A 24,875-nucleotide genomic window follows, 5' to 3' on the forward strand; every position below is an offset into this window, starting at 1 on the left:
GTTGTTAGGCGCTGAGCTGAATGCCGAGTATGATAATGCAAATTTTGACTGACGGCATGATGAATTGAGGAGTATATGCGGTATTGGGGAAAACTGCTCGGTCTGGTATTGGGCTTAATGTCTGGTGCTGGTTTCTGGGGTGTGGTACTGGGGTTGCTTGTCGGCCATATGGTAGACAGGGTGCGAAGCACGAAGCGCCGCGGCTATTTTGCCGATCAACAAACACGACAATTAATTTTTTTCCGCGCCACTTTTCAGGTCATGGGGCATTTAACCAAGGCTAAAGGGCGGGTTACGGAAGTTGATATTCAACTCGCCAGCCAGTTGATGGATCGAATGCAATTGCACGGTGAAGCTCGAACAGCCGCACAGCAAGCGTTTCGCGAAGGGAAAGAAAGCGATTTCCCGTTGCGTGAAAGATTGCAGGAATTACGTGGTGTCTGTTTTGGGCGTTTCGATTTAATTCGGATGTTTCTGGAAATTCAATTACAGGCCGCATTTGCTGATGGATCTTTGCATCCTAACGAGCGGCAAGTGTTGTATGTCATTGCTGAAGAGTTAGGGATTTCGCGCGGCCAGTTTGATCAGTTCTTGAGCATGATTGAAGGCGGCCGTCAATTTGGTGGTCACGGCGGTTGGCAGGGCCAGCAGGGTGGATATTCTCAGGGGGGCTATCAGCAAGCCTCGAATGGCCCGACCTTAGAGGATGCCTGCAAAGTGCTGGGTATTAGCAATACTGACGACAGTGTGACCATCAAGCGTGCTTACCGTAAGTTAATGGGGGAGCATCATCCAGATAAGTTGGTGGCAAAAGGTCTGCCACCTGAAATGATGGAGATGGCGAAGCAAAAAGCCCAAGAGATTCAAGCTGCGTATGATTTGATTAAGCGCGAGAAGGGATTTAAATAGGTTTTGTTTCAACAGTGCCCACCTCAGATCGGCGTTAATGCGCCGTTCTGAGGTAATTTCGGGCCAATATTCTTACGACAAAAATTAAAATTCCGCCTCACATTTAAAATGCATCGCCGTTCCAAACTCAGGGTGAGTAATACACAGCTCCTGCGCATGTAACTGCAAGCGGGATGCCATCGCTTTGGCCTCTGGATGGGCGTAGAAGCCATCACCAAGGATTGGGTGACCCATCGCCAGCATATGGACCCGTAATTGGTGTGAGCGCCCTGTGATGGGCGATAACTTCACTCGTGTGCTGCCATCAGTATCGCGTGACAGCACCAGATACTCAGTTTGTGCAGATTTACCGGTTTCATAACAGACTTTCTGCTTTGGCCGGTTTGGCCAGTCACAGATTAACGGCAGATCTATCAGCCCTTCATCTTCGGCCAGATGCCCCCAGACGCGGGCAATATAAGACTTTTTCGGTTCACGTTCGCGAAATTGGCGCTTAAGCTCGCGCTCAGCCGCTTTGGTCAGTGCCACGATAATTACGCCACTGGTGGCCATATCTAGCCGATGAACGGACTCTGCCGCCGGAAATTCAGCCTGAATACGAGTCATCACACTGTCTTTATTCTCCGGTGCGCGACCGGGCACAGAAAGTAACCCACTAGGTTTGTTGACCACCATGATGTGCTCATCCTGATACAGGATGTGCAGCCAAGGGTCGCGTGGGGGATTATAGGGTTCCATTAGTGCTCCATTTATACCCTGCATCGTTCAAGTCACAGGTGTGTTGGCTGCTCTCGTTAACCCGAATCATTTGACTGTATAAGCTCATCAGGATTAATGCGCCTCATCCTTGAGGCTAGCATAAATGCTATTCAAATCGGTTCCCAACCGATTTGTCGCTGCTTGGTCGCCTGCCTGCATCTTGAAATCTATGGGGTATATTGCAGAAACAGATGATTACTCAGGGTTACTGATGTGTGACCACCACCAGGCGAATAGCATCTAAACGCCAGCCCGCTTGATTGAGGTTTTCCAGTACCATTTTACGGTTATGCTCTAGTGCTTCTATTTCGTCATCACGAATATTCGGGTTAACCGCTTTCAGGGCTTCCAAACGCGCCAGTTCGGTACTCAGCTTATCATCTGCTTCGTGCTTGGCCGATTCAATCAACAGTTGTGCCTGCTCTTCAACCAGTGCTTCTGCTTGTTGCAACATGGCGTGGACTTCTTGTTGCACAGCGTTGACCAGCTTACTGGAGGTGTGACGGTTTACCGCATTCAACTGACGGTTAAAGGTTTCAAATTCAACTTGTGCCGCCAGATTGGTGCCGTTTCGGTCCATCAGCATCCGCACTGGGGTGGGTGGCAAGAAACGGGTTAATTGCAAGTGTTTCGGCGCTTGAGCTTCTACCACATAAACCAATTCAGCCAACAGTGTTCCTACCGGTAATGCTTTGTTTTTCAATAAAGAAACTGCACAGCTTCCGGTATCGCCGGACAAGATCAAATCCAAACCATTACGGATGATCGGGTGCTCCCAACTCACAAACTGGGCATCTTCCCGCGATAACGCCTGTTCACGATCGAATGTCACGGTACAGCCGTCTTGCGGCAGCCCAGGGAAGTCCGGTACCAGCATATGATCAGAGGGGGTCAGTACGATCAGGTTGTCACTGCGATCTTCTTGGTTAATCCCGACAATATCGAACAGGTTAAGTGCGAAACTAACCAAATTAACGTCATTATCTTGATCTGCAATGATCTGCGCCAGTTGTTGACCATGCTCGCCACCGTTGGAATGCATCTCCAGTAGCCGATCACGACCTTGCTCCAGTTGCAGTTTCAGCTCTTCGTGCTGTTGACGGCAGGCGTGAATAAATTCATCCAACCCTTCTTGTTCACTTGGCGTTGCCAGATAGCCGATCAGTTCTTGATAGCCACTGTCATAAATGGTGCGCCCGGTCGGGCAGGTGTGCTCGAAAGCATCCAAACCTTCATGATACCAACGCACCAATATCGCCTGCGCAGTATGTTCCAGATAAGGCACCATAATCTGGATTTCGCGGTTTTGACCGATACGGTCCAGACGGCCAATACGTTGTTCCAGCAAGTCCGGGTTAAACGGCAGGTCGAACATCACCAACTGGCAGGCAAACTGGAAATTACGGCCTTCTGAACCTATCTCAGAACACAGTAATACCTGAGCCCCATCTTCTTCAGAGGCAAAATAGGCCGCAGCGCGGTCACGCTCTATCAGTGATAAACCTTCATGGAACACGGCAGCACGAATAGCTTCACGCTCACGTAGCACCTGTTCAAGTTGTAAGGCAGTGGCTGCCTGGGCACAGATAACCAACACTTTCTCATTACGGTTAGCAATCAGATAGTTAAGTAACCACTCTACCCGTGGGTCAAAGTTCCACCAGGTGGCATTTTCCCCTTCAAACTCCTGATAGATTTGTTCCGGGTAAAGCATATCTTTGGCGCGCGCTTCCAACGTTTTTTTGGCACCCATGATGCCTGATACTTTAATCGCCGTCTGATATTGGGTTGGCAATGGCAGTTTGATTTGATGCAGGACGCGGTGCGGGAAGCCTTTCACCCCATTACGGGTATTACGGAACAAGATCCGGCTGGTACCATGTCTGTCCATCAGCATTGTTACCAACTCTTGGCGAGCGGCTTCGCTATCTGCACTTTGGCTGTTGGCCGCTTTCAGCAAGGGCTCAATATCCTGCTCATCAATGAGTTCGCCCAACAGATTCAGTTTATCGTCAGTTAAGCGCTCACCACCCAGCAGCAGCGTCACAGCATCTGCAATCGGACGATACTTCTGCTGTTCATTGACGAACTCTTCGTAATCGTGGAAGCGATCGGGATCCAGCAAACGCAGACGAGCAAAATGGCTCTGCTGGCCCAATTGCTCTGGTGTTGCGGTCAACAGCAGCACACCTGGGATATTCTCAGCCAATTGTTCAATGACTTGATATTCACGACTTGGGGCTTCTTCGCTCCAGGCCAGATGGTGCGCCTCATCCACCACCAACAGATCCCAAGACGCATCTGCCAGTTGTTCCAGCCGTTGCTTATTGCGGCGCACAAAATCCAGTGAACAGATAACCATCTGCTCGGTTTCAAACGGATTGGTGCTGTCGAGCAGGGCTTCGGAGTAGCGGCTGTCATCAAACAGTGAGAAGCGCAAATTGAAGCGGCGCAACATTTCCACCAACCACTGATGTTGTAGGCTTTCTGGCACTACAATCAGGATACGTTCAGCACGGCCTGATAACAGCTGTTGGTGAATGATCATCCCGGCTTCGATGGTTTTACCTAAACCTACTTCATCGGCCAATAATACCCTTGGTGCATGGCGCTGACCCACTTCATAGGCGATATGTAATTGGTGTGGGATCAGGCTGGCACGGATACCGCGTAACCCACTCCATGGCAGACGGAACTGCTCACTTTGATATTTACGAGCACGAAAACGCAGGGCAAAGCGATCCATACGATCGATCTGACCGGCAAATAGCCGATCCTGCGGTTTGCTAAACGTCAGTTTGCTATCGAGCAACACTTCACGCATTGAGACGCCGGTTTCCTCAGTATCCAAACGGGTCCCAATATAAGTAATCAGCCCATTTTCATGAGTCACTTCTTCCACTTTTAGCTGCCAGCCTTCGTGGTTGGTGATGGTATCGCCCGGATTGAACATGACGCGGGTGATTGGCGAATCATTTCTAGCGTAAAGGCGGTTTTCACCGGTTGCGGGAAACAGTAAGGTAATCATGCGTACGTCGATGGCAACGACAGTACCCAATCCAAGTTCGCTTTCTGTGTCGCTGATCCAGCGTTGACCAAGTGTAAAAGGCATAAATTATCGGCTCGATTTTTTGTTGGACAGTTAAGGAAATGCTTTTTAAATTATCTGGTTATAAATAATTAGTGGCAGCCAAATATCATAAAACCACTGGCAATAGTCTACCCTCCGCGCAGGCGATGCGGCCTGAGAGTCTGTCTGAAAATGTGGCATCTACAGGCAGCACCCAATAAGAAGGAGTATTACGGCTAGCGGTTATGTAATGTGATTAATGCGAATTTTGGCAAGGGCGCTATGGTAATGGAAGCGGAGCGTTTCGTCACCTGTAAAATACCCGTCATACTTCAAGCTGCATGTGCGTTGGCGGCCGCAGTTTACCCCAGTCACTTACTGCTCTTGATCTTAAAATTAATAAGCTCTTGGGATTATGAGCCTCATCAGAGGCTCACCCTACGGGCCAGAGCAAGCGCTGTTAAAATGGTTTACCACCAATTTGTCGCTCATTTGCCGTCTTCCTGCACTCGAATTATCTAGGGTATAAGTATCAGAATAGCCCCATCTGGCCTGTTATTAAGGTGGTGAAGTCATCGTGCATAAAAGGAAGTATAGCGTCTGCTACCGGTTGCAACTGTCGTGTCAGGTAGTGATCGTAGTCGATAGGGGATTGCCGAATCTCAAGGGGTTCGGGGCCAGCGGTGGTCATGACATAGCTTATCCAGCCCCCATTTTGATATTGCAGCGGGCGACCGAGCTTGCGGTTAAACTCATCCGCCAAGCGTGCCGCTCTGGCGTGAGGTGGCACATTACGCTGATAGTCATCCAGCCGTCGGCGTAGACGTTTGCGGTAAACTAGCTGTTCATCTAATTCGCCATTCAGGGTTCGCGCTACGTAATCCCGCAGATAATCCTGATAGGGTTGCCGCTGAAAAATGCGCAGATACAATTCTCGCTGAAATTGCTGTGCCAGTGGTGTCCAGTCAGTGCGCACGGTTTCCAACCCTTTGTACACCATCTGATCACCCTCGGGCGTAGAAATCAGCCCGGCATAGCGTTTTTTACTGCCTTGCTCGGCACCCCGGATGGTAGGCATCAGAAAACGTCGATAGTGAGTTTCAAATTCCAGTTCCAGGGCGCAGGGTAGATTAAAGGTTTGTTGTATATGATCTTTCCACCATAGATTGACCTGGCGTACCAACTCTTTACCTATCTGTGATGCCTGCTCTTCACTGTGAGCATTTTTCAGCCAGACGAAGGTTGAATCGGTATCACCATAAATCACCTGATAGCCCTGTGCTTCAATGAGCTCGCGGGTCTGGCGCATGATGTCATGGCCGCGCAAGGTGATAGACGATGCCAGTCTGGGATCGAAAAAGCGGCAGCCGCTGGAACCCAATACGCCATAAAAGGCGTTCATAATGATCTTCAGTGCTTGTGATAACGGTTTGTTTTTCTGACGTTTAGCCTCTTCCCGGCCCTGCCAGATTTGGTTAACGATGGCGGGCAAACAGTGTTTCTCGCGCGAGAACCAGGCACCGCGAAATCCCGGCACTGAGTGCTGTTCATCAGGCTGAGCCATACCTGCCACTAACCCGACCGGATCGATTAAAAAGGTGCGAATAATCGACGGATACAGGCTTTTATAGTCAAGCACCAATACCGAGTCATACAAGCCGGGTTGGGAGTCCATCACAAAACCACCGGGGCTGTGCTCTTCTGGCAACTCTCCTAAATTGGGGGCGACATAGCCGATGCGGTGCATCCGTGGCAGGTAAAGATGGGTGAACGCTGCCACGGAGCCACCGCTACGATCCGCGGCTAACCCCGTCACCGTGGCACGTTCCAACAGGAAGCTGAGCAGCTCGGTCTTGGCAAAAATCCGTGTCACCAGCTCGCAATCTTTCAGGTTATAGCGCGCCAGTGCCGGTTTGTCATGGGCGAAACGTTGATTGATTTCATCCATTCGTTGATAAGGGCTGTCGCTGGCTTTGCCTTCGCCCAGCAGGGTTTGCGAAACAGATTCCAGACTAAATGACGGGAAATTCCAGGTGGCGGATTTTAGCGCCTCAATCCCGTCGATAATCAATCGACCGGCTGCCGAGGCAAAAAAGTGCCCTTGTTTAAAGCCGTGTTCACGCCATTCCAGCAGGTTGCCACCACGGCCAAAGCGCAGTGGGATCTGATAGCGGTCAGCGTGTTTTTGCAGAACACGTAAGTCGAACTGCACCAGATTCCAGCCGATAATGGCATCGGGATCATGCACTGCCAGCCACTGGTTTAGTTTTTCCAACAACTGTGGGCGGCTGGCGACGTATTCCAGATTGAAATCCAGCGCCGCACTTTCAACCGTATCACCGTTAGGTGGCCCCAACATGTAAACCTGACGCTGGCCGCATCCTTCCAGCCCAATACAGTACAGCTCGCCATGTTCACTGGTTTCGATATCCAGCGACAGCAGTTTCAGTGTCGGACGATAATCCTCGGCCGGTTTCATTTGGGTATTAAGCAGCGGGCCATGGTTATTGTCATCACCGCTGAACCACACCGGCGCGGTAATAAATCGTTCCATCAGAAACCGTTCTGGTGGGCGAATATCACCTTCATAGACATTTACACCACTTTCGCGCAGCAGTTTCTCCAAACGAATTAATTGACGATGTTGGCTGCAATACAGGCCCAGCACCGGGCGCTGATGGAAATCGGTCAGTTCAAGTGGGCGCAACTGCCAGCGGCGTTCATCACGCAGCACGGTTTCAGCCCGTTGCCGTTGTTCGGCCGGGATAAATGCCACCGAGGGTTGCGGCGGCAGCCTGACTTGCTGCGGCCCTTCATCGGTAGCTAACCAGAATTCAACTTCGGTGCCTGCCTGCGTGTCGCGCCAATGGCGAGTGAGCAGGAAGCCCTGACGATGTTGCGCCACAATGCTAACCTTTATAGGTAATGTACAGGCTATTTTATTTGTCATTTTGAACTTGGGCAGTGCTCGATATCCTCACGTACTACGTGTACGCTCCGGTTTCTCCGCGCTGTCCCCATCCAAACTGACGGCAACAATTACGCCTGAGAGTTTATGCTATCTTAGTATGGTTATTTATACAGTATTTGTCTATTTTAATGATGATTTCCATTCGCTCCATGTATACCCAAAGTCATTGGAGTTGCAGGTAGGCAGCAAGTGGTCTAATCCCGATGAGTCTATTCATTTTAAGGTCAACGGCCAGTAAGTGATTTGGGTGAGTAAGCGCAGCTAACAACCCTGCGGCTTCAAGGACGAAGGGGAAATTTGTTGATTGACTCATTTCACGACACACCGGACAATCCTCCGCCCTGAACCTTGGGTGTTAACCAACGGACAACTCTATGGAAGCCTATTTATTACATTTATTGACGCAATCTCTGGCTTTCACGCTATTTATCGTCATGTTCGTTACTTTTCTCGAATCATTAGCACTGGTGGGGATGTTGCTTCCCGGCACGGTAATGATGACCAGTGTGGGGGCGTTGATTGGCAGTGGTGAAGTCGGTTTTTACTCGGCCTGGGCTGCTGCAACTGTCGGCTGCCTACTGGGGGATTGGATCTCGTATTTTATCGGTCGGCGCTTTAAAGAACCGTTGCACCGCTGGTCCTTCCTGAAAAAGCATAAGTCGATGCTGGATAAAACTGAGCATGCGCTGCATAACCACAGTATGGCAACAGTCCTACTGGGGCGCTTTATCGGCCCGGCACGGCCTATTGTCCCGATGGTTGCTGGCATGCTCAACCTGCCACCGGCAAAATTTGCCTTGCCCAACGTGATTGGCTGCCTGACCTGGCCACCGCTCTACTTTTTCCCAGGCATACTGGCAGGTGTTGCTATTGATATCCCACCGAGCGCCAATAGCTATATGTTTAAGTGGTTGCTATTTGTGGTGGTGATGCTGATTTGGTTGGCACTGTGGCTATCATGGCGCTGGTGGCGGTTTGGCAAACGTAGCCCCGACCGCCTGAGCCAATGGTTACCACTGGCTCGCCTGCGCTGGGTGACGGTGCTGGCTATGGTGGCAGCGATTGCCAGCTTTGCCTGGCTGCATATGCAGCCCATTATGCCGATTTATCGTCATCTGTTGTGGAAGGTTCTCGCTGGGTAATCCCCTTGGGTATACAAGTTATTATGGTCGGGTAGTAATGCCCAGCACACTGGCTTCGGGGGCACTGCCGTTAACCAGCGCCTGGGTTGGGCCGTCGTAGTAAATACGGCCATCGACAATGAGCAATGTCCGATCGGCGATGCGGGCGGCATCATCCAAATTGTGTGACACCATCAGTAATGTCAGTTGCCGATGGGTACAGACGTGATCGACCAATTGCAGCATCTCATTGCGCAACGCAGGGTCGAGCGCGGAAAATGGCTCATCCAGTAGCAGGATTGGCTGACTACGCACTAAACAGCGTGCCAATGCTGCCCGCTGACGTTGGCCGCCGGAAAGTTGTGCGGGTAACCTCTCAAGGCAATCTTCCAGTCCAACCTGCTGGGCAATCTGGCGTAACAGTAACTTTTGCTCATGGCTGAGTTTCAACCCCGGATGTAAACCCAACCCGATATTCTGTGCGACGGTCAAGTGTGAGAACAGATTGTTCTCCTGAAACAGCATCGATACTGGCCGCTCGGCGGGGGCTGTTGCCGTATTATCCTGATTATTCAGTAGTATACGTCCACTGGCGGGGGCGAGAAAACCAGCAATCAGGCTTAACAGGGTACTTTTGCCAGCACCACTTGGGCCAAGAATCGCCACCCGCTCACCGGGCTGAATATGCAAATCGAAACGCATCGGTAAGTGGTCATACAAATAGGTGATTTTCTCAAGCTTTAACATGGCGGCTCGGCAGTCGTTCAATAAGAGTAAACAGCAAGAAACAGAGTAACAACAGCAGTAGGGCGGTAACTGCACCGTCGTTGCTGCGATAAGAACCTATCTGCTGGTAAAGGTAAAACGGCAGCGTGCGGAAGTGCTCATTGCCAAACAGTGCCACCACACCAAAATCACCAATCGATAGCACACAGGCAAAGGCAAGTGCTTGAGCCAGCGGGCGTTTTAGTGCCCTTAATTCAATCAGGCGCACACGGTGCCAGTCACGAATATCCAGTGATAAACACAGCGGCGTGTAGCGTTCAGCCAGATCCCGCATTGGGTTATCCAACACTTTTAGTGCGTAGGGCACAGCCATCAGTGCGTTGGTGAGGATAACCAGCCCGTAAGGGGATTGTGGCAAGCCAAAGGTATCGTTGAGCAATAAAAAGAAGCCGGTCGCCAGGACAATGCCCGGCATCGCCAGAATCACCATACCACTGACTTCCAGTGCCTGCCCACAGGCCATCCGTTGGCGCAGTTTCAGTTCACGGCTGCTCCACAACAACATCATCGTGAGTGTCACGCACAGCAACCCCGCCCCGATAGCGATAGTCAATGAGGTAAAGAAGGCTTGCCATAGCGCAGTTTGTTGTAGCACCGTCACCATAGTTTGATTACTGCCATCAATCACTACCGCTAGCAATGGCGGCACCATCAATAGCAAAGCAGTACCAATTAACAGGGTGTCGCTGATGCGAGACCAATAGCTATCCTGCTGACTACGCCAAATTTGACCGTGAGTATTACCTACTGCCAATACTGTGTTTAACCGCAGGCTTAGCACCACTAAACCCAGACAGCAACCCAGTTGGATTAGCGCCAATAAGGCCGCACGCCCCAGATCGTAGTCATAACTGAGTGCCTGATAGATGGCCAGCTCGATAGTGGTGGCTTGCGGCCCGCCACCCAGTGACAGCACGGTGGCAAAACTGGCAAAACAGAGCATAAAAATCAACGCCGCGGTTGGCAGGATTTGGCGGCGCAGATAGGGCCATTCAACCCAGCGCAAGTGCTGCCAGCCATTCATCCCCAGTTGTGCGGCTAACTGGCGTTGTTCAACCGCGATGCTGTCCAGTGACTGCAATAGCAAGCGAGTCGCCAGTGGCATATTGAAGAAGATATGTGCCAGCAAAATGCCCTGTAAACCATAAGGTGAGAAGCGGTAATCAACCCCCAGCCAGCTAAACAGGGCTGCCAGCCAACCCTGACGGCCATAAACCGTCAGAATACCAAACAGCGCCACTAACACCGGTAGCACCAGTGTCATGGCGCATAAACGCAACATCAGTTGTCGGCCGGGAAAGCGGCGGCGATACAGGGCTCGTGCTAAGAAAATGGCAGGGATGACTGACAGCAGGGCGGATAAGAATGCCTGCCAAAAGGTAAAGCGGATCACATGCCACAGATAGCGGTCATGCCAGATACTGTGCCAGTCTGCCGCAGGCGCGTGACGCCAGATAGCGGTGAACGCCAGTAAGGCGACACCGACTATCAGTAAGGCCGCCAGTAGCCCTGGCCACAACCATGGAGGGATCAGTGGCTGACGGCGGATTGCCATGCCTGAATCCATTTGCCGCGATTATCTGCCACATCTTTAGCATCAAATTGCAACGCTTTTTGTGGCACGGTAAGGGTTTCAAACCCAGCCGGCAAATCCATTTTAATCACCGGATACATCCAATTACCGGTGGGAATATGGTCCTGGAATGCTGGCGTCACAATAAATTGCATAAAGCGCTGTGCCAGTTGCGGCTGTTTGCTCGAGGCAACTAAGCCTGCGACTTCGACTTGCAGATAGTGGCCTTCGCTGAAATTAGCCGCTGCATAGTTGCTTTTCTTCTCTTCAATCAGATGATAAGCCGGAGAAGTGGTATAGCTCAGCACCAAATCCCCTTCACCTTTCAGGAACAAGCCATAAGCTTCGCTCCAACCCTTGGTAACGGTGACGGTTTTTTTCGCCAGTTGCTGCCATGCCTGTGGCGCTTTATCACCATACACTTTCTGCATCCACAGCATCAGACCAAGGCCCGGGGTACTGGTGCGCGGGTCTTGATAAATCACTTTCCACGGCTCTTTGCTATCAACTAATTCTTGCAAGCTCTTCGGCGGATTTTTCAGTTTGTCTTTGTTATACACAAAGGCGAAATAGCCATAATCGTACGGGACGAAAGTCTTATTCTGCCACTTCTCCGGGAGAGTAAGGTTCGCGGTATCCACCTGACTTGGTGCGAATAATCCAGTTTGTTCTGCCGCCTGCACCAGATTATTATCCAATCCTAAAATCACGTCAGCCTGACTGTTTTTACCTTCCATCCGCAGGCGATTCAGTAATGAAACACCGTCTTCCAGCGCCACAAATTTAAGCTGGCAATCACACTCGGCTTCAAAGGCTTTTTTAATCGCAGGCCCTGGACCCCAGTCGGCGGCAAAGGAGTCATAGGTGTAAACCGTCAGTGTCGGTTTATCGGCGGCCACCGCAGCGGCAGATAGCAAAAACAAGCAGGGAATAATGCGTTTAAACACTTTGCACTCCTTAACAATAAAGGTGGCAAAGGTATCTGAGGCGGTAAATAACAGCGATATCATGATAATGCAGCGTTATTTTTCTCAAATCCCTCCGCCGGTGTTAGCCGGATCAGGTTCGACGGGTTTGCTCTCAGCGAAAAACTTGCTGCGGTTAGGTTGATCCGGTGTTGGGCAGTACTCGAAATCCTCACGTACTACTTGTACGCTCCGGTTTCTGCGTGCTGTCCGCCTCCGACTGAACCTACCTCGCGACGTTTTTGTTTCATTGTTAATGGAACGAACCAGCATGAATTCTGGACACGACCACAACAGTTTTTCCGCACCCCGTTGAGACAACGCCATTGTAGAGACTAATCTGGGCGGATGAAAGCAGGTTAGCCCTCTGGTGGTGTAAACCAGGCCGATTTGAAATCAAACCAGCCGAGCGTGTTCATGCGCACCCCGCGCATACTGTGCTGCCCATATAATTCTAACCAATGATGGAACAGTGGGTGGAATTGATTCTGGCTAACCAACCGTTGGCTCCAATCCGCCATCGGCAGGGTATTATTTCGCCATAATTCAACATCCTGATGCAGTTTTTCATCCAAACAATGTTGTAGTAGCGGCAGTTCGTACAGGGTGGCAAACAGGGAGAACTCCAGTGGCAGATAGAAATTCGCGCTGCCAAGCCAGATATCACTCTGTGCATCGCCCTGATACCAACTGACATAATCCAACACTTGTATCACCAGTGTGACGCCGTGTGCCGCCAACAATGTGGTTAATGTTTGGCTGATGGCGTCAAACTCGGAATGCTCGCTGTAAAATGTCAGCGTCAATTCGGTCAGCCCTACGGGCTTTGGCTCAAGGGTGGTTAGTCGGTTGTGATGCCAGCGGGGCAGCATGCCGTAGGCCGGTGACCAGTAGCGTTGATAGAAAGGATCTGCATGGCTGAGCAGGGCGACCGGTGTTATCAACTCACACAACCAGCGGCGGATCTCTGGGTTACTGGTCTGAGGCGATCGCTGATCAAACAGTAAAAAATAGCAGCCTTCCTCCAGCCGACTTTCCAGCTCGTTTTTACTGGTATCGTCAGCCTGCAATTGCACACCGGAATAAACCAGCTCCTCAGACAACTCAGGTAGCACCCAGATATTGACCTCATCAATCAGTGCGCGGAAACCAAAATAGTTATCAAAAGCCTGTATCTTCAACTGATTATGGTGATTTCTAATCACCGAGTAGGGGCCGGTACCAATAGGATGGCGGCGGAAGTCGGGTTGATTCTCCCACTCTTGCGGCAAAATCATGGCGTGAACACTACCCAACAACCATGGCAACCAGTGATCCGGGCAACTTAGATGGATATCAATCACATAGGGCGTTGGTGAGCGCACGGCGGTGATATGAGAGAACAAGGGCTGTGGAATCAGCCGGGTCAGGCTGCTGATGACATCATCCATTTCCAGTTCACGGCCATGGTGAAAATGGATGGCAGGGCGCAAATAAAAACGCCAATGCAACGGGCTGATAGCTTGCCAGTGATGGGATAAATCCGGTTCTAGTTCCCCATTTTCCTCATTTATGCGTGTCAGGCCATTAAAAATCTGCCGCACCATATGCGTTTCGGAGCGGCGCAGCGCGGTACCGGGCAGCAGGTTTTGTAGCGGGCGATAATAGAGCACCCGTAGGATGTGTTTCCCTTGGCGGAAACTGCGCCCCAACTGGGATAGCAGCATTTGGCGCACTGCTTTTTTATCCCCTACCAACTGCACTAACTGATCGATATGGTCCTGCTCCAGCAGTTCTTCGGCCCGCTGTTGTTGCAGTGCCAACCCGGAGTAGAGGAAGGCCAGTTGTGAGCGTTTACCGCGACCCGCTTCAGCCTGCCAGCTTAGCCAACCCTCTTGCTGCATGCTGCCCAGCAAGGATCGTACATGGCGGCGTGAACAACTGAGCACGTCTGCCAGCTCCTGCAAGGTGGTTTCCGTCGGCTGGCCATTAAAACGTTGCCAGAGGCGAATAAACTGCTGTTGTAGACGTGAGGCAGACATAAAAGAGGAACTCCACGGCAAATTTCATCAATTTTTCTTTCCCTATATTACGCAGATACTGATTGCCAATGAAAGCGGGTTATCGTGGCAATGCCGCCAACGGGAGGAATAAATGATTTTTAATTTACAGCGTTATTCCACCCATGACGGCCCCGGTATTCGCAGTGTGGTATTCCTGAAAGGCTGTTCGCTGAGTTGCCGTTGGTGCCAAAACCCGGAAAGCCGATCACGTAAAGCGGAGGTGTTATTTGACTCGCGCCTGTGCTTATCAGGTTGTGAGTTGTGCCAACAGACCTGCCCGCAGGCAATAGAGCGCATTGACGATTGCATTGTTATCACGCGCCAACGGCTGGAAGAGGATGACCTTCAGGCACTCACCGTGCGTTGTCCGAGTGGTGCACTGATGGTGTGTGGTAGCCCGATTGATATTGATACCACTATGGCAACACTGTTGCGCGATATGCCGTTTTATCGGCGCAGTGGCGGTGGTGTGACGCTATCCGGTGGTGAGCCATTTATGCAACCCGATGTAGCAGCTGAGTTATTGCAACGCTGTCATCAGCTTGGTATCCACACGGCGGTTGAGTCTTGTCTGCATACGCCGTGGCATTACATCGCGCCCTCTTTGCCGTGGCTGGATCTGATGCTGGCGGATTTAAAGCACACGGATGAAAACCGTTTTCGCCAGTGGACTGGAGGTTCGGCTAAACGGGTGATGGACAACTTTCGTCAGTTAGCGGCTGCGGGCACCAACATCACAGTACGGGTGCCGTTGATCCCAGATTTCAATGCAGATCGCCACTCGATACAAGGGATCGTCGATTTTGCGGCTGATGAGATAGGCGTTAAAGAGATTCACTTTTTGCCTTACCACACGTTGGGTATCAACAAATATTCGCTGCTGGGTGAAGAGTATCGGGCAGCAAGCACACCTTTGGATGCTCCTGAACTGCTTTACTTCGCGGAAAGCTATGCCCGTGATAAAGGCTTGACCGCAATTTTACGAGGATAATGCTATGACCACCCTTGATTTGGTAACGCTAAGTGAACGGACGAAACAGCATAAAAACGCACTGATCCACATTGTGCAACCGCCGGTTTGTACCGAACGAGCGCAGCATTATACCGAGGCTTATCAGCAGCATCAGGACAAACCTCTCCCCGTCAGGCGCGCGCTGGCGCTGGCGCATCATTTACAGCTTCGCACCGTCTGGATCAAAAATGATGAGCTGATTATCGGTAATCAGGCCAGTCAACTGCGCGCCGCGCCAATTTTCCCTGAATACACCGTGAGTTGGATTGAAAACGAAATTGATGAGCTGGCCGATCGCCCCGGTGCGGGTTTCTCGGTCAGTGCAGCAGATAAAGCGGTATTGCACCGTATCTGCCCGTGGTGGCGCGGCCAAACAGTGCAGGACCGCTGCTACGGCATGTTTACCGATGAGCAAAAAGCGTTATTGGCCACCGGCATTATAAAAGCCGAAGGTAATATGACCTCCGGCGATGCGCATTTGGCGGTTAACTTCCCGTTATTGCTGGAGAAAGGACTGGATGGCCTGCGCAGCAAAGTGGCAAGTCGCCGCGAACGGTTACAACTGACGGACTGGAGTGACCTGCATAAAGAGCAATTTCTTAAAGCCATTGATATTTCATTGGCGGCGCTGAGCGAGCATATCGAACGTTATGCGGCGGTTGCGCGGCAAATGGCAGAAGAAGAGAGCCGTGATTGGCGGCGCATTGAGTTACAAACTATCGCCACAAACTGCGAGCTGATTGCTCACCAGCCGCCACAGACCTTCTGGCAAGCCTTGCAGTTGTGCTATTTCATCCAATTGATGCTGCAAATTGAATCTAATGGCCACTCGGTTTCCTTTGGCCGCCTCGACCAATACCTCTATCCGTGGTATCGCCGTGACGTGGAGCTGGAAAATACCCTTAGTCGCGAAAAAGCCATTGAGATGTTGCATAGCTGCTGGCTCAAGTTGTTGGAAGTGAACAAGATCCGTTCCGGTTCGCACTCTAAAGCCTCGGCAGGCAGCCCGTTGTATCAGAATGTCACTATTGGTGGGCAGAAGCTGGTGCAGGGTAAAGCGATTGATGCGGTTAACCCGCTCTCTTATGCGGTGTTGGAGTCTTGCGGCCGTTTACGTTCAACTCAGCCGAATCTCAGCGTGCGCTACCATGCCGGTATCAGTGATGATTTCCTCGATGCCTGTGTGCAGGTCATTCGCTGCGGCTTTGGTATGCCTGCATTTAATAATGATGAAATTGTTATTCCTGAATTTATTAAATTGGGTGTAGAGCCACAGGATGCTTACGATTACGCCGCCATCGGTTGCATTGAAACTGCGGTGGGGGGGAAATGGGGCTATCGCTGTACCGGCATGAGTTTTATTAATTTTGCTCGCGTGATGCTAGCGGCGCTGGAGCAAGGTAAAGATGCGACCTCTGGGCAAGTATTCTTGCCGCAAGAGCAGGGGTTATCGAAGGGTAACTTCACTGATTTCTCACAAGTGATGGCGCAATGGGATCAGCAGATTCGTTACTACACGCGAAAATCCATCGAAATTGAGTGTGTGGTGGACACGGTGTTGGAAGAGAATGCCCACGATATTGTCTGTTCTGCACTGGTGGATGACTGTATTGAGCGCGGTAAAAGTATCAAGCAGGGGGGCGCGCGTTATGACTGGGTTTCCGGCTTGCAGGTGGGCATTGCCAATTTGGGTAATAGTCTGGCAGCGGTACGAAAACTGGTGTTTGAACAACAGCTTATCGGCCAGCAGCAACTGGCAACGGCGTTAACGAATGACTTTGCTGGCCTGAACGGTGAGCAATTACGCCAACATCTGATTAATTCAGCACCGAAATACGGTAATGATGTTGATGATGTAGACCAACTGCTGGTACGCGCTTATCAGACGTATATTGATGAGCTGAAGCAATATCACAATACCCGCTTTGGTCGCGGCCCGATAGGCGGTACCTATTACGCCGGGACGTCCTCTATCTCTGCTAACGTGCCGTTTGGTGCGGCAACGATGGCAACACCGGATGGCCGCAAAGCGCACAGCCCGCTGGCGGAGGGAGCAAGCCCTGCTTCTGGTACTGATCATCTGGGGCCAACTGCGGTGTTTAACTCCCTGTCAAAACTGCCGACAGCCTCTATTCTGGGCGGGGTGCTACTGAATCAAAAACTGAATCCGTCAACTTTGGATAACCCGCGTGATCGCGAAAAGCTGATGATGATGTTGCGTACCTTCTTTGAGGAGTATCTGGGCTGGCATGTGCAGTACAACATTGTATCGCGTGAGACATTGCTTGCTGCCAAGCAGCACCCAGACCGCTACCGTGATCTGGTGGTGCGGGTTGCCGGTTACTCGGCATTCTTTACCGCGCTATCGCCAGATGCACAAGACGATATCATCGCCCGAACCGAGCACACTTTGTGAGCTGTCGTAGATGATAATTGATATTGATGTTTGTTAAATGAACCAAGTCTTGCCTTGCTGTGTACCAAAAATTTCTGAGTAATGGTGACTTTCACCAGCCAGTGGGCTTAACAACCTGCTGGCTTTTTTTATCCTGACTCCTTAAGGCTATAGCGTTGTTAGCTGCGTTCACGCACCCGAATCACTTACTTGAGTAAGCTCATCGGGATTTGCTCGCTTGCTGCCTGGCTATAGCCCCAATGACTTTGGATAATATCCTGCCTCCTTGAGGCTGAAACACGGTCAGCCGCATCCATTATTTGGATGTGAAATTTATGCTGCTGGTATACTTTTCTCTATATAAATCTACCCGCTTCTGTAGCATAGCGTTTAATTGTTATTTCTGGCGCTGGAGCCTGGAATGAAATCTGCTTTGACCTTTTCCCGCCGTATTAACCCGGTGTTTCTCGCTTTCTTCGTGGTGGCTTTTCTTTCCGGTATCGCTGGCGCGTTACAGGCACCGACATTAAGCTTGTTCTTAAGCACTGAAGTGAAAGTACGCCCACTGTGGGTGGGATTGTTTTATACCGTCAATGCCATTGCCGGGATTACCGTCAGCTTTGTACTGGCCAAACGATCAGATTTACGTGGTGACCGCCGCAAGCTAATTATGGTCTGCTACTTGATGGCGGTGGGGAACTGCCTGCTATTTGCTTTTAATCGTGACTATCTGACGCTAATCACCGCCGGTGTGTTGCTGGCAGCAGTAGCAAATACCGCCATGCCGCAGATTTTCGCCTTAGCGCGAGAATATGCCGATAGCTCGGCGCGGGAAGTGGTGATGTTTAGCTCGATTATGCGTGCGCAGCTTTCATTGGCTTGGGTTATCGGCCCGCCGCTGTCGTTTATGCTAGCGCTGAATTATGGCTTTACGTTGATGTTCAGTATCGCCGCCGGTATTTTTGTCCTCAGTGCGCTGGTGGTGTGGTTTATTTTGCCCTCGGTGCAGCGAGCAGAGCCGGTAGTAGATGCGCCAGCGGTGGTGCAGGGCAGTTTGTTTGCCGATAAAGACGTTTTGTTGCTGTTTATTGCTTCAATGCTGATGTGGACCTGCAACACCATGTACATCATTGATATGCCTCTGTATATCACAGCAAACTTGGGGTTGCCTGAGCGGTTGGCTGGTCTGTTGATGGGGACTGCTGCCGGGTTGGAAATCCCTATTATGCTGCTGGCGGGTTACTCGGTCAGGCGTTTTGGTAAGCGCAAAATTATGCTGTTTGCGGTGCTGGCGGGTGTGCTGTTTTATACCGGATTGGTGTTATTCAAATTCAAAACTGCACTGATGCTATTGCAGATTTTTAATGCCATTTTTATTGGTATTGTCGCCGGGATTGGCATGCTCTATTTTCAGGATTTAATGCCAGGCAGAGCCGGAGCAGCAACCACGCTGTTTACCAATAGCATTTCCACTGGGGTGATTCTGGCTGGGGTTCTGCAAGGGGTATTGACCGAAACCTGGGGCCATAATTCGGTATATGTGGTGGCGATGGGATTAGCTATTCTGGCGTTAATCATCTGTGCACGGGTGAGAGAGGCATAGCGCCCGGTAGGGCGCTAAGGGTAATGACCAACCGATTTGGCAGCAATATTCCCCCAGCCTGAAGTGAGCAGGGGGAGAGTGGCAGTCGCGCTTTATTCGACCGGTTTTAATCGCGCAACAAAGTGGCGCAGAACCGGGGGTTCGTAGGTACCCTTGGAACTTGAAGCCGCAGCTAACGTTTCTGCAACGCCAATTATTTTGGGTATTTTTATTATTAATATTTAAGATGCAGTCATATTTTGGCGAGTGAAAATAGCCATTCACATTACCAATGACGGCAACAAAATAAAGAGATGAATTTTTTCAGCCTAAGCTGAATAAGCAATGGGGGAATTAACGCGGGAAATCGTTGGCGAGGCGCTAATCTATATTAAACCAGGCTCGGCTATCGCCGGAGATACGTGCTTCGTAACGCGGTATAATGCGTATCGCGTCGATGGTGAATAATAGCATACCGTGATTGAAGAAATAAAAAGTGACCGCCAGCACAAAATATAATCAAATAAATCAATATTAGAATAATTAATATCTAGTTAAAATAATGACTTGAGAATATTTCATGTAACCAATTGATTGGTGTGGGGTTTGTTTTTGTGAATGATGAAAGAAAGAAGGGGGCGTTTCAAAATGGGGTTTTTATCTATTTTGCATTGTTGGGTCAGGGCTTACCTGACACCAACAATATACTCACCAAATGAACTTAAAATAAATTAACGTAAAAATGCCGGTTGCTGTTTTTCATATGCAGAAATATTACTTTCATGCTGCAACGTCAGGCCAATACTGTCCAAACCATTAATCATACAATGGCGGCGGAAGCTGTCTATTTCAAAAGAATAACTATTGCCACCGGCATTCACTGTTTGCTGTTCCAAATCAACAATAAACTCGATGCCTTCACTATCGTTAACCAATTGGAATAAGGTATCGATATCTGCTTCGCTTAAGGTCACCGGTAATAATTGGTTATTAAACGAGTTACCGTAAAATATATCAGCGAAACTAGGGGCAATAACCACTTTAAAACCGAAGTCGGTCAATGCCCACGGCGCGTGTTCCCGTGAGGAGCCACAACCGAAATTCTCACGTGCTAACAAAATGGTTGCACCCAGATAGCGGGGTTGGTTCAGCACAAATTCAGGGTTTGGCACTTTGCCTGCGTCGTCGAGAAAACGCCAATCGTTAAACAAGTGTTGGCCAAAGCCAGTACGCGTCACTTTTTGTAAAAATTGTTTTGGGATAATCGCGTCGGTATCGACGTTTGCCGCATCCAACGGAGCAACCAAACCCGTGTGTTGAGTAAATTTAGCCATAATGGTGTCTCCGGTTAGTGGGTGGCGGCTTCTAAGGCGCGAACATCAGCAAAATGACCACTGACAGCGGCGGCGGCGGCCATTGCCGGGCTAACCAAATGTGTGCGGCCACCACGGCCCTGACGGCCTTCAAAGTTACGGTTGCTGGTGGAGGCACAACGCTCTCCGGGTTCCAGACGGTCGTTGTTCATCGCCAAACACATGGAACAACCAGGCAAACGCCACTCAAAACCGGCCTCGATAAAGATCTTATCCAAACCTTCCGCTTCAGCCTGTGCTTTTACCGGGCCTGAGCCGGGTACCACAATAGCTTGCACGCCAGTCGCGACTTTACGACCTTGCGCCACCGCTGCTGCGGCACGCAAATCTTCAATGCGTGAGTTAGTGCAGGAACCGATAAAGACTTTATCAATGGCTACCTCGGTCAACTTAATGCCGGGGCGCAAATCCATATATGCCAACGCTTTTTCCGCCGAGGCACGTTCAACGGGATCACTGAAGGACTCAGGAGCAGGAATCATGTCATTAACCGCAATGACCTGGCCCGGGTTGGTTCCCCAAGTGACTTGTGGCGCGATGTCGGCGGCATCCAGGGTGACGATAGTGTCAAATTTAGCATCAGCATCAGATTTCAAGGTGCGCCAGTAAGCCACGCCTTGTTCCCACTGCTCGCCAGTTGGGGCGAACTGACGACCTTTCAGGTAGTCGAAAGTGGTGTCATCCGGGGCGACTAAACCGGCTTTAGCACCCATCTCGATCGCCATATTACATAATGTCATCCGGCCTTCCATGCTCAGCGCTGCAATCGCGCTGCCACAGAACTCCACCACATGGCCGGTGCCGCCCGCGCTGCCGGTTTTGCCGATAATCGCCAAGACGATGTCTTTGGCGGTAATCCCTGCACCGACAGTACCGTTAACTTCGATTTTCATGGTTTTGGCTCGGCCCTGTTTCAGGGTCTGGGTTGCCAGCACATGCTCAACTTCTGAAGTGCCGATACCGAAGGCCAATGAGCCGAATGCACCATGGGTCGCGGTATGTGAGTCACCACAGACGATAGTCATGCCCGGTAAAGTCATACCTTGTTCAGGGCCAATCACATGGACGATGCCTTGGAACGGATGATTCAGGTCATATAAAGAGACACCGAACTCAGCACAGTTCTTAATCAGCTCCTGCATCTGGATCCGCGCCATTTCGCCGCTGGCATTGATATCTTTGGTTTGGGTTGAAACGTTGTGGTCCATCGTGGCAAAGGTTTTACCCGGCTGACGCACCGGACGACCCATGGCGCGCAAACCATCAAAGGCTTGCGGCGAAGTAACTTCATGCACCAGATGGCGGTCGATGTACAACAATGGGGTTTCATTTGGCGCTTCGTAAACGATGTGCGCATCGTACAATTTTTGATATAAAGTCTTGTTTTGATATAACGTCTTACCCATTTTACACCCCCTCCATCACGAATTTAGCGATAACATCGCCCATTTCGTTGGTACCGATGGCTTTACCTTCGCCGGCCAAATCAGCCGTGCGATAGCCTTGTTCCAATGCCTGGTTGATCGCATGCTCAATAGCATCGGCGGCCTTGTCTTTACCTAAACTGAAACGCAACAGCAGGGTTAATGACAAAATCTGGGCAATTGGGTTAGCGATATTTTTGCCCGCGATATCGGGTGCGGAGCCACCTGCGGGTTCGTATAAACCGAAACCTTGTTCGTTCAGGCTGGCCGACGGCAACATCCCCATTGAACCCGTTATCATGGCGCACTCATCAGACAAAATATCGCCAAACAAGTTAGAACACAGCAATACATCAAACTGGGAAGGGTCTTTGATCAACTGCATGGTGGCGTTATCGATATACATATGGGACAACACAACATCTGGGTAATCGGCCGCAATGGCAGTTACCACTTCACGCCACAGAATAGAGCTTTGCAACACATTGGCTTTATCAATAGAAGTAACTTTGCCACGACGTTTACGCGCAGATTCAAAGGCAATACGGGCAATACGTTCAATCTCAAAGCGATGATAAACTTCGGTATCAAAAGCACGCTCGTGCTGGCCTTGGCCTTCACGACCTTTGGGTTGGCCGAAGTAGATACCACCGGTTAATTCACGCACACACAGAATATCAAAACCTTTGGCGGCAATATCGCTGCGCAATGGGCAGAAGTCTTCTAACCCTTGATACAACCGCGCCGGGCGCAAGTTGCTGAATAATTTGAAGTGCTTGCGCAAAGGCAACAACGCACCACGCTCGGGTTGTTCCGCCGGTGGCAAATGTTCCCATTTCGGGCCGCCTACCGAGCCAAACAAGATAGCATCAGCCTGCTCACATCCGCTGACTGTCGCTGCCGGTAACGGGCTGCCGTGACGGTCGATGGCTGCACCACCTACATCATAAACGCTGGTTGAAATCTTGATGCCGAAACGTTGACGCACCGCATCCAATACTTTATTTGCCTGAGCCATTACTTCAGGGCCAATACCGTCTCCGGGCAAAACGGCAATATGATAAGTCTTAGTCATGTTCACACCATTTCCTGATTATTTTGTTGCAAGCGCTGCTTCTCAATCTCTACCTGATGAGCGCGCCAGATGTTATTTAATACGTGAACCAACGCTTTAGCGGATGACTCGACAATATCTGTTGCCAGACCCACGCCGTGGAAGCGGCGGCCTTTATGGTCAACCACGATATCAACCTGACCCAATGCGTCTTTACCCTGACCGTTGGCAGACAGTTGATATTTCACCAGTTCGATCTCATAACCGGTAATGCGATTGATGGCCTGATACACCGCATCAACCGGGCCATTACCTGTGGCCGCTTCTGATTTAATATCTTCGCCACAGACCAATTTCACGGATGCTGTTGCCATTACGCTGGAACCCGACTGCACGCTGAAATAGTCTAAACGGTAGTGTTCCGGCTCTTCCTGTTGTTTATTAATGAAGGCTAACGCTTCTAAATCGTAATCAAATACTTGGCCCTTTTTATCTGCCAGCTTCAGGAATGCGTCGTACAAAGAGTCCAAATTGTAATCTTTATCCTGATAACCCATCTCTTCCATACGGTGTTTGACCGCCGCGCGACCAGAACGGGAGGTCAGGTTCAACTGCACTTCTTTCAGGCCAATGGATTGTGGTGTCATGATTTCGTAGTTTTCACGATTTTTCAGCACGCCATCCTGATGAATACCGGATGAGTGAGCGAAAGCATTACTACCGACAATGGCTTTGTTAGCGGGTATTGGCATATTGCATAACTTACTGACCAACTGGCTGGTGCGGTAAATCTCTTGATGATTGATATTGGTATGCACGCCCAACATCTTTTCACGCACTTTGATAGCCATGATCACTTCTTCCAGTGAACAGTTACCTGCGCGTTCGCCCAAACCATTAATCGTGCCTTCTACCTGACGCGCACCGGCTTGTACTGCGGTGATGGAGTTGGCAACGGACATGCCCAAATCGTCATGGCAATGCACTGATATAATGGCTTTATCAATATTTGGCACCCGCTCATACAAGTCGGTGATAATTCCGCCGAATTGATAAGGAGTGGTGTAACCGACAGTATCAGGGATATTGATGGTAGTCGCGCCGGCATTAATCGCAGCTTCTACGATGCGGCACAGGTTATCAATAGGGGTACGGCCAGCATCTTCACAAGAGAATTCAACATCATTGGTATAGTTGCGAGCGCGTTTCACCGAGTGCACTGCCATCGCCAACACATCATCAAATGAGCGCTTTAATTTGGATTCGATATGTAAGGTGGATGTCGCCAAAAACACATGAATACGGAAGGCTTCAGCAATACGTAAAGCTTCGGCGGCGACATCAATATCTTTGTCTACACAGCGAGCCAGAGCACACACGCGGCTGTTTTTGACTTGCTGAGCGATGGTGCGCACTGACTCAAAATCGCCAGGGGAGGAAACCGGGAAACCGACTTCCATTACATCGACACCCATTCTTTCCAGTGCAAGCGCGATTTGCAGCTTCTCTTTAACACTCAGGCTGGCTTGCAATGCTTGTTCACCGTCGCGCAATGTTGTATCGAAAATAATGACTTGTTGGCTCATGGGTTGTTCCTTGTCGTGTTTACATTTGCGCTTAGCGGGTAAAAAAAAACCCGCGCATTTGCGCGGGCTTGTTAATCTTGATGACTGAATCAGTTCTGATTTCCGTCCACCAACATACCGCGCAAGTGAGATGCGTTAAGTAGTAGGCTTAGTAGGCGGGTTGAGTAGAACATAATTTTTCAGTTTCTCATGGGTTAAAATAGTGCGTTGCCTAAATTGATACGTGAATTTTGTGGTCATGTCAACTTTTGTT

At 50.3% G+C, this 24,875-nt stretch carries 16 protein-coding genes; 5 read left to right on the forward strand and 11 right to left on the reverse strand.

The annotated features are described in order from the left end of the window. The first annotated feature begins 75 nt into the window (after positions 1–75). Positions 76–909: a co-chaperone DjlA gene (djlA, locus tag V1956_RS05900; protein ID WP_083160582.1), complete on the forward strand. Its 834-nt coding sequence runs from the start codon at positions 76–78 to the stop codon at positions 907–909. Positions 910–993: 84 nt separating this feature from the next. On the opposite strand, the gene rluA is transcribed toward djlA, so the two are convergent. The 3 genes from rluA to V1956_RS05915 all read right to left on the reverse strand — a co-directional run bounded on the left by rluA (position 994) and on the right by V1956_RS05915 (position 7,643). Then, positions 994–1,647 (reverse strand): bifunctional tRNA pseudouridine(32) synthase/23S rRNA pseudouridine(746) synthase RluA, encoded by a 654-nt coding sequence (gene rluA / locus V1956_RS05905; protein WP_372557985.1) that lies wholly within the window; start codon positions 1,645–1,647, stop codon positions 994–996. A 226-nt stretch (positions 1,648–1,873) separates the two neighbouring features. Then, complete coding sequence (gene rapA, locus V1956_RS05910; RefSeq protein WP_420074405.1) at positions 1,874–4,780, reverse strand: RNA polymerase-associated protein RapA; 2,907 nt, start codon at positions 4,778–4,780, stop codon at positions 1,874–1,876. A gap of 490 nt (positions 4,781–5,270) precedes the next feature. Further along, positions 5,271–7,643: a DNA polymerase II gene (locus tag V1956_RS05915; RefSeq protein WP_420074406.1), complete on the reverse strand. Its 2,373-nt coding sequence runs from the start codon at positions 7,641–7,643 to the stop codon at positions 5,271–5,273. A 440-nt stretch (positions 7,644–8,083) separates the two neighbouring features. On the opposite strand from V1956_RS05915, the gene V1956_RS05920 reads away from it, so the two are divergent. After that, positions 8,084–8,851, forward strand: a complete 768-nt coding sequence (locus tag V1956_RS05920) for a DedA family protein (protein ID WP_083160572.1) — start codon at positions 8,084–8,086, stop codon at positions 8,849–8,851. A gap of 21 nt (positions 8,852–8,872) precedes the next feature. On the opposite strand, the gene thiQ is transcribed toward V1956_RS05920, so the two are convergent. The 4 genes from thiQ to sgrR all read right to left on the reverse strand — a co-directional run bounded on the left by thiQ (position 8,873) and on the right by sgrR (position 14,175). Beyond that, on the reverse strand, positions 8,873–9,577 hold the full coding sequence (gene thiQ / locus V1956_RS05925; RefSeq protein ID WP_420074407.1) for a thiamine ABC transporter ATP-binding protein ThiQ: 705 nt from the start codon (positions 9,575–9,577) through the stop codon (positions 8,873–8,875). Beyond that, positions 9,564–11,171 carry a thiamine/thiamine pyrophosphate ABC transporter permease ThiP gene (gene thiP, locus V1956_RS05930; RefSeq protein WP_442824903.1) on the reverse strand — a complete coding sequence of 536 codons (1,608 nt, stop codon included), beginning with the start codon at positions 11,169–11,171 and terminating at the stop codon, positions 9,564–9,566. Before thiP ends, thiQ begins: the two co-directional genes overlap by 14 nt. Beyond that, a complete protein-coding gene (thiB, locus tag V1956_RS05935) occupies positions 11,147–12,136 on the reverse strand; it encodes a thiamine ABC transporter substrate binding subunit (protein WP_372557990.1) in 990 nt (329 codons plus the stop codon). Before thiB ends, thiP begins: the two co-directional genes overlap by 25 nt. Positions 12,137–12,513: 377 nt before the next feature. Continuing rightward, a complete protein-coding gene (gene sgrR, locus V1956_RS05940; protein WP_372557991.1) occupies positions 12,514–14,175 on the reverse strand; it encodes an HTH-type transcriptional regulator SgrR in 1,662 nt (553 codons plus the stop codon). Positions 14,176–14,287: 112 nt separating this feature from the next. On the opposite strand from sgrR, the gene V1956_RS05945 reads away from it, so the two are divergent. The 3 genes from V1956_RS05945 (at position 14,288) to V1956_RS05955 (ending at position 19,206) form a co-directional block, all read left to right on the forward strand. Beyond that, positions 14,288–15,187: a glycyl-radical enzyme activating protein gene (locus tag V1956_RS05945; RefSeq protein ID WP_442824904.1), complete on the forward strand. Its 900-nt coding sequence runs from the start codon at positions 14,288–14,290 to the stop codon at positions 15,185–15,187. A 4-nt stretch (positions 15,188–15,191) separates the two neighbouring features. After that, a complete protein-coding gene (locus tag V1956_RS05950) occupies positions 15,192–17,624 on the forward strand; it encodes a formate C-acetyltransferase/glycerol dehydratase family glycyl radical enzyme (protein ID WP_442824905.1) in 2,433 nt (810 codons plus the stop codon). A 400-nt stretch (positions 17,625–18,024) separates the two neighbouring features. Further along, on the forward strand, positions 18,025–19,206 hold the full coding sequence (locus V1956_RS05955; RefSeq protein ID WP_372557994.1) for a sugar efflux transporter: 1,182 nt from the start codon (positions 18,025–18,027) through the stop codon (positions 19,204–19,206). Positions 19,207–19,916: 710 nt separating this feature from the next. On the opposite strand, the gene leuD is transcribed toward V1956_RS05955, so the two are convergent. From leuD to leuA, 4 genes are read right to left on the reverse strand one after another with little or no spacing between them, the layout of a single operon-like run. Beyond that, entirely contained in the window at positions 19,917–20,519 is a 603-nt protein-coding gene (leuD, locus tag V1956_RS05960; protein ID WP_442824906.1) for a 3-isopropylmalate dehydratase small subunit, read from the reverse strand. Between the two features lie 14 nt (positions 20,520–20,533). Then, complete coding sequence (leuC, locus tag V1956_RS05965; RefSeq protein ID WP_372557995.1) at positions 20,534–21,964, reverse strand: 3-isopropylmalate dehydratase large subunit; 1,431 nt, start codon at positions 21,962–21,964, stop codon at positions 20,534–20,536. Between the two features lies 1 nt (position 21,965). After that, positions 21,966–23,057 carry a 3-isopropylmalate dehydrogenase gene (gene leuB / locus V1956_RS05970; protein WP_420072334.1) on the reverse strand — a complete coding sequence of 364 codons (1,092 nt, stop codon included), beginning with the start codon at positions 23,055–23,057 and terminating at the stop codon, positions 21,966–21,968. A gap of 2 nt (positions 23,058–23,059) precedes the next feature. Continuing rightward, complete coding sequence (gene leuA, locus V1956_RS05975; protein ID WP_372557997.1) at positions 23,060–24,622, reverse strand: 2-isopropylmalate synthase; 1,563 nt, start codon at positions 24,620–24,622, stop codon at positions 23,060–23,062. Positions 24,623–24,875: the final 253 nt, after the last annotated feature.

It is taken from the genome of Yersinia sp. 2540 StPb PI (assembly GCF_052217165.1).
GTDB lineage: Bacteria > Pseudomonadota > Gammaproteobacteria > Enterobacterales > Enterobacteriaceae > Yersinia > Yersinia enterocolitica_E.